Genomic DNA, 12,488 nt, shown 5'->3' with positions numbered 1-12,488 from the left:
GCCAGGGCGATCAGTCGCTCGGAGACGAAGCGTTCTTGTCGTCGCCGATGATGTCGTTCCAGCTGTGTTCGATGCCCTTGCGGTGTCCTTTCTCGGTGAGCTTGAGGCCGTGGCCGTCGATCGTCAGGGTGTAGAGCTTGTCGCCGATTTCCAGTTCGCGTCGCAGCGGCTTGTCCAGCTTGGTCGTCATGGCGTTCTCTCCGTTGATGTCGCATCGCAGGGCGTATCGCGTCAAGGACGCATACCGGGCCGAGGATACAACGGCCGGCGCGGACGCGCCGTACACACGGCCAGGCGCAGCATGGCCGTTGATCGGGCCGGCTTGCGTTACGCACCGCGTCCGCACCGGGCTGCCGGCCGGCGGCCCGGATCCACTGCGGTGTTCGATTGCAGAGCATCTCGATTGCTGAATTTCCGTGCCGGCAGTGCGGCACACCAGAACCGAAGGAGAGTCCGCATGGCCACTGTGAGCGCTTACATGACCCCCAACCCGGCTTCGTGCTACGTGACCACGCCGTTGCGCGAGGTCGCGCAGATGATGGCCGACTACGACTGCGGCGAAATCCCCGTGCTCGATGCGCGCGGGTTCCCGATGGGCGTGATCACCGATCGCGACATCACCGTGCGGGTCGTCGCGGCCGGCGGCGACGGCAGCGCCACCGCCGGCGATGCCATGACCGCGCCGGCGCGCACCGTCGGCGTCGACGCCGACCTGCGCGACTGCATCGACCTGATGGAGCGCGCGCGGATCCGGCGCGTGCCGGTGGTCGACTCCGAGGGCTGTCTGGCCGGCATCGTTTCGCTGGCCGACATCGCCCTGGCCGGCAAGAGCCGGGCGACCGCCGAGGTGGTGCGCGAGGTCTCGATGCCGCCCGGCTGAGCGGGCGGCGCAGTCGCAGTCGCTGAGACGGGGGCAGGGCAGACTCGGGACATCGTCGGACAGGGCGCGCGGCGCTGAACGCTGCCCCGGCAGCCGCTCCGGCGTTCCGCCGCCGCCACGGCGCTATCCTTCCGAAACGTCCCGGCCGCCCCCATACCGGAACCGGCCCCCACCGGATTCCCGCAGCAGCGACCGCGCCGCGCGCCATGCCACTGACCGCCTTCCATCCCGCCGTCGCCGCCTGGTTCGCGGCGACCTTCCCGGCGCCGACCCAGGCCCAGGTTCTGGCCTGGCCGGCGATTCGTGCCGGCCGCCATACCCTGGTCGCGGCGCCGACCGGTTCGGGTAAGACCCTGACCGCGTTCCTGGCCGCGATCGACGCCCTGGTGCGCCAGGCCGACGAGCAGGGCGGGCTGCCCGACGAGACCGTGGTGGTCTACGTCTCGCCGTTGAAGGCGCTGTCCAACGACATCCACCTCAACCTCGACGCGCCGCTGGCCGGTATCCGCGAGCAGCTCACGCGCATGGGCCGGCCCGATCCCGGTATCCGCAGCGCGGTGCGCACCGGCGACACCCCCGCCGGCGAGCGCACGCGCATGCGCAAGCAACCGCCGCACCTGCTGGTGACCACGCCCGAGTCGCTGTACGTGCTGATGGGCTCCGAATCTGGCCGCGCCATGCTGTCGACCGTGCGCACGGTGATCGTCGACGAAATCCACGCCGTCGCCGCGAGCAAGCGCGGCAGCCATCTGGCCCTGACCCTGGAACGCCTGCAGGCCCTGTGCGAGCGCCCGATCGCGCGCATCGGCCTGTCGGCGACGCAGAAACCGATCGAGGAGGTCGCGCGCTTCCTGGTCGGCGCCGGCGCGATCGCCGCCGACGGCAGGCCCGACTGCGAGATCGTCGACATCGGCTACGACAAGCGCCGCGATCTGGCCCTGGAACTGCCGCCGTCGCCGCTCAGCGCGGTGATGTCGAACGAGCAGTGGGACCAGGTCTATGTACGCCTGGCCGGGCTGGTCGCCGAACACCGCACCACCCTGGTCTTCGTCAACACCCGGCGCATGGCCGAACGCGCCGCCCGCCATCTCGGCGAGCTTCTGGGCAAGGACGCGGTCGCCGCGCACCACGGCAGCCTCTCGCGCGAACTGCGCCTGGATGCCGAACAACGGCTCAAGCGCGGCGAGTTGCGGGTGCTGGTCGCGACCGCGTCGCTGGAGCTGGGCATCGACATCGGCGACGTCGACCTGGTCTGCCAGCTCGGCTCGCCGCGCGCGATCGCCGCCTTCCTGCAGCGCGTCGGCCGCGCCGGCCACCACGTCGGCGGCGTGCCCAAGGGCCGGCTGTTCCCGCAGTCGCGCGACGATCTGGTCGAATGCGCGGCCCTGCTGGACTGCGTGCGCCGCGGCGAACTCGACGCGCTGGAAGTGCCGGTCGCGCCGCTGGACGTGCTGGCGCAGCAGATCGTCGCCGAGGTCGCTTCGCGCGAGTGGGACGAGGACGCGTTGTACGCGCGCCTGACCCAGGCCTGGCCGTATGCGCGGCTGGCGCGCGCGGATTTCGACGCAGTCGTGCGCATGCTCGCCGAGGGCTTCACCACCCGGCGCGGCCCACGCGCCGGCTACGTCCATCGCGACGCCGTGCACCGGCGCCTGCGTGCGCGCCGCGGCGGCGCGCTGACCGCGGTGACCTCCGGCGGCACCATCCCCGATACCGGCGACTACGCCGTGCTGCTGGAGCCGCAATCGACCACCATCGGCAACGTCAACGAAGACTTCGCGGTCGAAAGCCTGGCCGGCGACGTGTTCCAGCTCGGCAACGCCAGCTACCGCATCCTGCGCGTCGAGCCGGGCCGGGTACGGGTCGAGGACGCGCAGGGCGCGCCGCCGAACATCCCGTTCTGGCTGGGCGAAGCGCCGGGCCGCAGCGACGAACTGTCGCTGGGCGTGTCGCGGCTGCGCGGCATGGTGGACGCGCAACTGGCCGCGCACGGCGAACCCGACCCGGCCACGCTGGCGCAGGTGCACGCACAGGTCGCTGCCGCGATCGCGCGCGAGCTGGGCCTGGGCGAGGACGCCGCGACCCAGTTGGTCGACTATCTGGCGCGCACGCGCTACGCCCTGGGCGCGGTGCCGACCCAGGACACGGTGGTACTGGAACGTTTCTTCGACGAGTCCGGCGGCACCCAGCTGGTCATCCATACGCCCTACGGCAGCCGCATCAATCGCGCCTGGGGCCTGGCCCTGCGCAAGCGCTTCTGCCGCAAGTTCAATTTCGAACTGCAGGCGGCCGCGACCGAGGACGCGATCGTGCTGTCGCTGTCGACCAGCCACAGCTTTCCGTTGCTCGAAGTCGCCCGTTACCTGCACAGCGCCAGCGCCCAGGACGTGCTGATCCAGGCCCTGCTGGACGCGCCGCTGTTCGGCGTGCGCTGGCGCTGGAACGCGACCACCTCGCTGGCGCTGCCGCGCTTCGTCGGCGGGCGCAAGGTGGCGCCGCAGCTGCAGCGCATGAAGAGCGAAGACCTGCTCGCGACCGTGTTCCCCGACCAGGTCGCCTGCGCCGAGAACCTGGCCGGCGAGCGCGAGGTGCCCGACCATCCGCTGGTCGCGCAGACCTTGCACGACTGCCTGTACGAGGCCATGGACGCCGCCGGCTGGCTGCGGCTGCTGGGCCGGCTCGAACGCGGCGAGGTCGGGGTGATCGCGCGCGACGTCACCGGCCCGTCGCCGATCGCGGCCGAGGCGATCAATGCGCGCCCTTACGCCTTCCTCGACGACGCGCCGCTGGAAGAACGCCGCACCCAGGCGGTGATGAGCCGCCGCTATACCGATCCGGACAGCGCCGACGACCTCGGCCGCCTCGATCCGGAAGCCATCGCCGCGGTCCGCGCCGAGGCCTGGCCGGAAGCGCGCAACGCCGACGAGATGCACGAAGCCTTGATCGGCTTGAGCTACGTGGAAGACGGCGAGGCGCGCGCGCACGGCTGGCTGGCGTGGCTGCAGGCCCTGGCCGGGGCCGGCCGCGCGACCCGGCTGCAGGCCGCCCTCGACGCCGGCGACGAAGCTGCGCTGTGGATCGCGACCGAGACCCTGCCGCAGGCGCGCGCCTTGTTCGCCGAGGCGCGCTGGGCGCCGCAAGTTGACGTGCCCGCCGAATACGCCGCCGTCGCCTGGGAGGCCGAGGCCGTGCTCGCCGAATGGCTGCGCTCGCGCCTGACCGGCCTGGGCCCGGCCACGGTGCCGGCCTTGGCGTCATCGTTACGGCAGCCGAGCGTGGCGGTGGAGATCGCCCTGGCGCGGCTGGAGAGCGAGGGCTACGTGATGCGCGGCCGCTTCAGCCGCCAGAGCAGCGAAGGCGGCGACGAGGAGTGGTGCGAGCGCCACCTGCTCGCGCGCATCCACCGTTACACCGTCGGCCGTCTGCGCCGCGAGATCGAACCGGTGTCGCCGCGCGACTTCGTGCGCTTCCTGTTCGACTGGCAGCGCGTGTCCGCCGCCACCCGCATGAGCGGCCGCGACGCGGTCGAGGCGGTGCTGACTCAGTTGCAGGGCTACGAGGCGCCGGCCGCGGCCTGGGAAAGCGAGCTGCTGAGCGCGCGCATCGCCGATTACGCCAGCGGCTGGCTCGACGACCTGTGCGGCGCCGGCCGCGTGACCTGGGCGCGGCTGCGCCCGGCGCGTAGCGACGCCGCCAGCAACGCCGCCGCGCCCTCGGTGCGGCAGACCCCGATCGTGCTGTTGCCGCGCCGCGACCTGGCGGTGTGGTCGTCGCTGACCGCCGGCCGCGCCGACGAGGCGCCGCTGTCCTCGCGCGCGGCCAAGGTGGTCGACTGCCTGCGCGTGCGCGGCGCCTCCTTCTTCGATGAACTCGAACGCGGCGCGCACCTGCTCAAGACTGAACTGGAAGAAGCGCTCGGCGAACTGGTCGCGCGCGGGCGCGTGACTTGCGACAGCTACGCCGGCCTGCGCGCGCTGCTGGTGCCGCCGTCCAAGCGCGAAGGCACGCGCGGCGGCCGCAGCCGTCGCACGCCGATGTTCGGCATCCAGGACGCCGGCCGCTGGTCGCTGACCCCGCGTTCGGCCGACGACGGCTCGCCCGCGCCGGTCATCGACGCCGAGACCGTCGAACACGCCGCGCGCAGTCTGTTGAACCGCTACGGCGTGGTGTTCTGGCGCCTGATCGAGCGCGAAGCCAATTGGCTGCCGCCGTGGCGCGACCTGCTGCGCGTGTACCGGCGTTGGGAAGCGCGCGGCGAAATCCGCGGCGGCCGCTTCGTCGACGGCATGTCGGGCGAACAGTTCGCGCTGCCCGACGCGATCGGCGCGCTGCGCAAGGTACGCCAGCGCCCCGACAGCGGCGAACTGATCTGCGTCTCGGCGATGGACCCGCTCAACCTGGCCGGCACCGTACTGGCAGGCGACCGCGTCGCCCGCCTGCCGGGCGCGCGCCTACTGTTCCGCGACGGCCTGCCGATCGCCTGCCTGAGCGCGGGCAAGGTCGAAATGATCGAAGAAGAAGTGACCCCGGCCGACGCCGAACGCGTACGCCAGGCCCTGGTCCGCCGCCGCGGCACCGCCGCCGACCCCGACACCGCCCTGTATCCCCCGGGCCTGGCCGAAGCGCTGCGTTAAGCCTTCACCCCCATTTCGCGCCCCGGGGTAGGAGCGGCGTAAGCCGCGACCACGAACCCCCACCAACGTCGCACCTCCCCAAAGCCCCCTGTAGGAGCGGCGTAAGCCGCGACCGCGACCCCCACCAACGACGCACCTCCCCAAAGCACCCTGTAGGAGCGGCGTAAGCCGCGACCACGAACCCCCGCCAACGCCGCACCTCCCAAAGCACCCTGTAGGAGCGGCGTAAGCCGCGACCGCGACCCCCACCAACGACGCACCTTCCCAACACCCTGTGGAAGCGGCGTAAGCCGCGACCGCGACCTCCACCAACGACGCACCTCCCCAAGCCACCCTGTAGGAGCGGCGTAAGCCGCGACCGCGACCCCCACCAACGACGCACCTTCCCAAGAACCCTGTGGGAGCGGCGTAAGCCGCGACCGCGACCCCCACCAACGACGCACCTTCCCAAGCACCCTGTAGGAGCGGCGTAAGCCGCGACCGCGACCCCCACCAACGACGCACCTCCCCAAGCCACCCTGTAGGAGCGGCGTAAGCCGCGACCGCGACCTCCACCAACGACGCACCTTCCCAAGCACCCTGTGGGAGCGGCGTAAGCCGCGATCGCGACCCCGCACCTGCATCGCGACTCTCGAAGCGCGCCAGACCCGCCATAATCGACGCGTCGCCTTTCCCCCGCGACAATGAAAAGCGCGCGAACTGCTCTGCAGCGATAGCACAAAAGAATGTCGACAGCAGCGATCGGAGACTAGCGCTGTCCGCGGCCACGCAATCGCGGCTTACGCCGCTCCCACAGGAAGCAGACTCAAACTACGCGCTCGAACCCCCGCGCCAACTCCCGCGTCAATTCGCCCGCCGGAATCTCACGGCAGCCGCTCGCATTCTGCCCCGACCACAACGGCGAAAAATCGCCGCTGCCTTGTGCCTCGGCATGCGCGCGGATCGGCGCCAGCGCACCACCGGCGAGCGGGAAGGGCGGCGCCAACGCGCTGATCGGCCCGCGCTCCAGCATGAAACGATTGACGATGCCGCGCGCCGGGCGCCCGGAAAACAGGTTGGTGAGCGCGGTATGCGCGGCCGCTTCGCTGCCCAGCGCGGCGCGATGCACCGCACTGGTGGTGGCTTCGGGGCAGAGCAGGTAAGCGGTGCCGACCTGCACCGCGGCCGCGCCCAGACGCATCGCCGCCGCCACCCCGTCCGCATCGGCGATACCGCCGGCGGCGATCACCGGCACCCGTACCGCGCGCGCGATCTGCGGCACCAGCGCGAAGGTGCTCAGCTGCCGGCTCAGGTCCATGTCGAGGAAGTGCCCGCGGTGCCCGCCGGCCTCCAGCCCCTGCGCGATCACCGCATCGGCGCCGTGCGCCTCCAGCCTGCGCGCCTCCTCGACGGTGGTCGCCGAGGCCAGCACCGTCGCGCCCCAGGCGCGCACGCGCTCCAACAGTTCCGGCGCCGGCAGGCCGAAATGGAAACTGACCACGCGCGGCCGGAACTGCGCCAGCAGCTCCGCCGCCCCGGCATCGAAAGGGCGCCGACCCACCGCCGCGCCGCCGGCGTCCGGATCGATCCCGAACTCCCGGTAATAGGGCAGCAGCGACTGGCGCCAAGCCGCCTCGACATCGGCATCGGCCGCGGGCGGCGTGTGGCAGAAGAAGTTGACGTTGTACGGACGGTCGGTCTGCGCCGCGATCGCGGTCAGCTCCTCGCGCAAACTCGCCGGACTCAGCATCGCCGCCGGCAGCGAGCCCAGCCCGCCGGCATTGCAGACCGCTAGCGCGAGCGCGCTGCCCTGCGAGCCGGCCATGGGCGCCTGGATCAGCGGGAAATCGAGTCCGAGCAGGTCGCGTAGCGTCATGGCTGGGGGGTCCGCGAAGGCAGGGGGCATCTTGCGGATTATCGGCACAGACGGCGCACTGCGGCCGTGAGCGCGCCGCAGCCGCCCAGATGAACCGCCGCCGTCGCCGCGCTTGTGAATGCGCCCGCCGTCCCTATACTGATCGGGTCAGCGTTAGCTGTCCCCGGGGGTGCACTGGCTTCGACGGGGGTTGCAAAATCGCTTGGCGCATGCCGAGGGGGTAGCTTTCCTCGTAAATCCAGCTGCAAACTTTTAGTTGCCAACGACGACAACTACGCTCTCGCCGCTTAAGGCGTAAGCCCCGAAACTGCTTGTGTCCGTGCTCGCAGCGTAGGGTCATCATCACGGAATCGCTGGGGACGGTTGCCTGTCAATCCCTGGTCAACCCAAAACAGGCTGGTTCCCGGATGCGCTTTGCGCGCCGTGCTGTCCGGGGGCGAGATCTAACGGAGCGCTAAGCATGTAGTGCCGGGGATGGAGTGCCTTCGGACGGCGGTTCGATTCCGCCCACCTCCACCATACATCCGTCTCAGGACGGCTCAGAAAGGGTCGGAAGCCAACCAAGGCTTCCGGCCCTTTCTGCTTCATGCAGTCCCGCGGTTGCGGGAATCTCAGCGGATAGGGCGGGCGCCGTTCACTTAAGGGCTAATGGAGCCCCATGCCTAATGGAAAGCGCGTTGACCGGCGCTGATCCTCGATGGCCTTATCGAAGGGCGTTCGCCCCTTCGCGATGGGCAGCGCCGGCTTCGCGTAAGGCGTTTGCCGGGTTACCGAAGCCGTCGGCGGCCTTGCGGAAGGCGCCGCAGTGGTTCGCGAAGGGCAGCGCCGGTTTCGCGTAAAGCCTGGCCGTATTATCGAAGCCATTGGCGGCTTTGCGTAAGGCGCCGCAGTGGTTCGCGAAAACCCGCGCCGGCTTCGCGTAAGGCATTGCCGTACTACCGAAGCCGCCGACAGCCTTCCGTAGTGTGCTGCGGCGATTCGCGAAGGGCCGCATCGGCTTCGCGAAGGCCGCCGCCGCTTTCCGGAACACCCGCGCGCCCTTCGCGAACGCCTTCGACCTGTTCGCGAAGGGCTGGACCGTTATCGGGAAGGCGATCCGGCCCATCCGGAAGCACTTCATCCTGATCCGGAAAGACTCAATCGCCTTACGGAATGTCTTTTCTATTTACCGATGGTGCTTTTTGGCACACGACGATCGGTAGCGGCGTTACCGACGCAACTGTCGTTTGCGATGCCGGGCGCCTCCGGCCTGCCGGCACACTTCAAGCAGGTTCGAAGCTTGGGCGCGGCACTTGACGGCGCAGTCGGCGCTCCTTGAAGCTGGCCTCACGTCGCTCCCGGACTCTTCCGCGCGCGGCGACGCAAGGAACCGCTGCAGCCCACAGGGGAGCAAAGCAGTGATGCATATGGAATGTGGATCGGCCGGCCGTTCGCCGTCGGCCCCATCGCAACGATTCGCCGCGGGTCGCGCGTCCGTCGTGCGCCTGTCTCGGCGCTGTCCGATTTCGCGCTCAACCTGTCGCAGTCCGGGCGACGGGGTCGTCGTGTAATGCATTCGTGCGTGCGGCCCGGTGCCGTACGTAGGCAACACCCGCGCCGTCCGCTAGGCCGGCGCAGACAACTCGAAAAAGGGATGGTATGGGTTACGAAGGATTGAACCGCCACCGCACCGCCGCGCGTACGCGCTGGGCGGCCGTCGCACTCGGGTGTTTGTCGCTGCTGGCTGGCGCCGCCTCGGCGCAGGAAATCGGGCAGGTCTGGGTCAGCGACTGGGCGTTCAACGGCCCGCACGCCACCGAGCGCGCCGTGCAGCAGGACATGGAAAGCCTGCATGATTTCTCGCTGCCCTATGGCCCCTTCAGTTTCGAAGTGACCCAGCAGACCGTGCTGGACGACCGCACGATCTACCAGTACGAGTTCGAACGCGTGCCGCCGGTAGTAGGCGAGTGGAGCCATCACACCCTGCTCGACCCGCAGCAGCCGAACGCGACCTTGCAGATGGTCGTGGACCAGATCACGCAGCGCCTGGATGCGGAAAGCGTGGGGCAGGGCTGCCCGGCGTCCACCGTCGTGACCGTGTCGCCGAACTGGCAGGTGGACAGCAGTTGGGACAATGGGCAGAGCCTGAACGAGAACACCGCCTACACGGCCAGCTATGCGGTCGGCTCGCCCGGCAATTGCACCAGCACGAACGAGAACGGCTCGATCTTGCGCAACCGTTCGATCCAGTGCCCGAACATCACCGTGCATGCCTGGAGCGCGGCCAAGCAGGCCTGCGCCGGCGTGCCTGGGTCGGAGATGACCTATGCCAGCGCGCCGGTGCGCATGTGCCCGAACGAAGAGGACTGCCAGCCGGGCAGCGGTAACAAGACCGAGGCCACGCGCGACTTCGACCTGGGCTGGGTGTCGTTCCAGCGCCGCTACAACTCCACCGGTTCGTCAGCGGGCGGCGGCTTCGGCAACGGTTGGACGCACTCGCACAACATCCGTCTGACCATCGGCACCGATCCGCTCAGCGGCAATTCGACCTTGCACTACGGTCTGGTCGACGAGAACGGGGTGCACACGCCGTTCAAGCCTGTGGGCGCGGCCTACGAGGCAAGCGATGGCGGCGGCGATCGTCTGGTCGCCGCCGGCGCGCAGTGGACGCTGTACCGCGCCGACCGCGTGCTGAGCTTCGATGCCGACGGCCGCCTGCTGCAGCAGCGCTACGACGACGGCTCCACGCTGAGCTATGCCTACGACAGCCTGCAACGGTTGACCACGCTGACCCACAGCAGCGGCCGCACGCTCGACATCGCCTATGCCTCGAACAAGGGCAATGCGCCGGTCGCGTCGATCAGTTCCGCCGGCACCGTGCTGGCGAGCTATGCCTATACCGCGGCCGGGCAGGTCGAGACGGCGACCTACAGCGGCGGCGCACAGCTGCGTTACCACTACGCATCGGCGTCGTTCCCGGCACTGCTCACCGGCATCACGGCCGAAGACAACCGCCGTCTGAGCACCTACGACTACGATGCCAAAGCGCGTGCGGACTACAGCGTGCGCGGCGATCTGGTGGGCGCCCCGACCTTGCTGGACTACGGCCCCTCGGGCACGGCCACCGTCACCAATCCGCTCCAGCGCACCAACACCTATACCTTCACCGCGGCCCCGCCTAGCGGCGCCCCGAAGAAGGTCGCCTCCGTCAACAACGGTGCCACCACCCTCAGCTACACCTACTACCCCGAGTCCACCGACTTCCGCCGCCGCCTCGACACCGTCACCGACCGCAACGGCACGGTCACCAAGCACGAGTACGCCGAACTCACCGACACGCCGTCCGGCCTGACGGTGCGCAAGCACACCGTCACCGAGGCCCAGGGCACCGCGCAGGCGCGCACCACCGAGCAGCGCACCGAGCTGGCGACCAACCGCGTGCTGATGACGTTGGTCGGCAACCGCGAAACCCGCATCACCCGCAACGCACGCCAGCAGCCGACCTCGGTCACCGTGCGCGACACCACCACCAACGCCACCCGCACCACGGCCTACGCCTACTGCGAAGCCGTCGACGTCGCCGCCAGCAACAGCACCTGCCCGCTGCTGGGCCTGCTCAAGTCCATCGACGGCCCACGCACGGACGTTAGCGACGTCACCACCTACGCCTACTACCCCAGCGACGACGCCGGCTGCGCGTCCGCGCCCACGACCTGCCCGCACCGCAAGGGCGACCTGTGGAAGACCCTACTACCCCAGCGACGACGCCGGCTGCGCGTCCGCGCCCACGACCTGCCCGCACCGCAAGGGCGACCTGTGGAAGACCACCAACGCGCTGGGGCAGGTGACCGAGGTGCTGCAGTACGACGCCCAGGGCCGGGTGCTGTCGGTCAAGGACGTGTCCGACGTGGTCACCGACTACGAGTACCACCCGCGCGGCTGGCTCACCGCCACCAAGGTCCGCGGCCCCAATGCCGGCAGCGAAACGGATGATCGGATCACCTCCGCGATCTACGAACCCACCGGCCTGGTCCAGCGCCTGACCCAGCCCGACGGTCGCTATGTCGTCTTCACCTACGACGCCGCCCAGCGCCTGACCGACGTCGCCGACAACGCCGGCAACACCATTCACTACACCCTGGACGCCGCCGGCAACCGCACCAAGGAAGAAACCAAGGACGGCGGCGCCGTGCTGCGCCGCCAGCTCGGCCGCGCCTACAACACCCTGGGCGAGCAGACGCAGCACAAGGACGCCGGCAACCACATCACCGGCACCACCTATGACGCCGACGGCAACCCCAACCTGGTCACCGACCCGCTCAGCCGCGTGGTCGACCACGACTTCGACCCGCTCAACCGCGTCTCGCGCACTGTCCAGGACCCGGGCGGCATCGCCGCCGAAACCTTGTACCAGTACGACGCGTTGGATCAGGTCACCCAGGTCACCGACCCCAAGGGTTTGAACACCGGCTATGCCTACAACGGCTTCGGCGACGTCACCGCACTCACCAGCCCGGACACCGGCATCACCGCCTACACCTACGACAGCGCCGGCAATCTGGCTACCCGCCAGGCCGCCAACGACAGCCAGCCGCGCACCTACGCCTACGATGCCTTGAGCCGCTTGACCCTGGTGGCCGAAACGCCGTTCGGCCCGCCCAGCGTGGCCTACGGCTACGACACCGTGCACGCCGGCTGCGGTACCGGCGAAACCTATGCCCAGGGCCGTTTGACCAGCGCCACCACCCGCGAAGGCCGCGTCACCCGCTTCTGCTACGACCGCTTCGGGCAAGTAGTGCGCAAGGAGCAGCCTTACAGCAGCGGTTCGGCCCTGGTAACGCGCTACGCCTACACCGCTGCCGGCCGCCTGCAGGCCATCACCTATCCCGACGGCGCGGTCGTCGACTATGTGCGCAACGCGCTGGGCCGCGTCACCGAGATCGGTCTGACCGTCGAGGGCCCGCGCACCGTACTGCTCAACGGTGTCAGCTACGCGCCGTTCGGCCCCGCCACCGGCTGGACCTACGGCAACGGACGCACCTTGTCGCGCAGCCTCGACCTGGACTACCGTGCCCAGACGATCCAGGACAACGCCAGCGGCGGCCTGTCGCTGCACTACGGCTATGACGCCGCCGGCCAG

6 protein-coding genes, 1 other RNA gene and 1 pseudogene are annotated in these 12,488 nt (G+C 69.8%); 5 read left to right on the top strand and 3 right to left on the bottom strand.

Annotated elements, in window-relative coordinates:
• Window positions 1-10 precede the first annotated feature (10 nt).
• Window positions 11-190: a hypothetical protein gene (locus tag ASD78_RS02370; protein ID WP_055899439.1), complete on the bottom strand. Its 180-nt coding sequence runs from the start codon at window positions 188-190 to the stop codon at window positions 11-13.
• A gap of 267 nt (window positions 191-457) precedes the next feature.
• Here ASD78_RS02370 and ASD78_RS02365 point away from each other — a divergent pair, with 267 nt between their 5' ends.
• Both ASD78_RS02365 and ASD78_RS02360 read left to right on the top strand, forming a co-directional pair.
• Window positions 458-880 (top strand): CBS domain-containing protein, encoded by a 423-nt coding sequence (locus ASD78_RS02365; RefSeq protein WP_162250115.1) that lies wholly within the window; start codon window positions 458-460, stop codon window positions 878-880.
• 206 nt (window positions 881-1,086) lie between these two features.
• A complete protein-coding gene (locus tag ASD78_RS02360) occupies window positions 1,087-5,514 on the top strand; it encodes a DEAD/DEAH box helicase (protein ID WP_056098179.1) in 4,428 nt (1,475 codons plus the stop codon).
• An 805-nt stretch (window positions 5,515-6,319) separates the two neighbouring features.
• Here ASD78_RS02360 and ASD78_RS02355 read toward each other — a convergent pair.
• A complete protein-coding gene (locus tag ASD78_RS02355) occupies window positions 6,320-7,369 on the bottom strand; it encodes a nitronate monooxygenase (RefSeq protein ID WP_056098176.1) in 1,050 nt (349 codons plus the stop codon).
• A 165-nt stretch (window positions 7,370-7,534) separates the two neighbouring features.
• Here ASD78_RS02355 and ssrA point away from each other — a divergent pair.
• Window positions 7,535-7,888: a transfer-messenger RNA gene (gene ssrA, locus ASD78_RS19760) on the top strand.
• A gap of 184 nt (window positions 7,889-8,072) precedes the next feature.
• On the opposite strand, the gene ASD78_RS20435 is transcribed toward ssrA, so the two are convergent.
• A complete protein-coding gene (locus ASD78_RS20435; protein ID WP_156087548.1) occupies window positions 8,073-8,474 on the bottom strand; it encodes a hypothetical protein in 402 nt (133 codons plus the stop codon).
• Between the two features lie 533 nt (window positions 8,475-9,007).
• Here ASD78_RS20435 and ASD78_RS02345 point away from each other — a divergent pair.
• Together ASD78_RS02345 and ASD78_RS21355 are read left to right on the top strand one after the other, a co-directional pair.
• Window positions 9,008-11,341, top strand: coding sequence for a DUF6531 domain-containing protein (locus ASD78_RS02345; protein WP_056098169.1), 2,334 nt, complete (start codon window positions 9,008-9,010; stop codon window positions 11,339-11,341).
• Window positions 11,229-12,488, top strand: a pseudogene (locus tag ASD78_RS21355) (hypothetical protein); the annotation flags it as partial. The gene ASD78_RS02345 and the pseudogene ASD78_RS21355, both read left to right, overlap by 113 nt.

This window comes from Lysobacter sp. Root667 (genome assembly GCF_001427715.1).
GTDB lineage: Bacteria > Pseudomonadota > Gammaproteobacteria > Xanthomonadales > Xanthomonadaceae > Lysobacter.
Note: the sequence above shows the minus strand (reverse complement) of the source record. Positions and strands in the feature narration are given on the sequence as shown.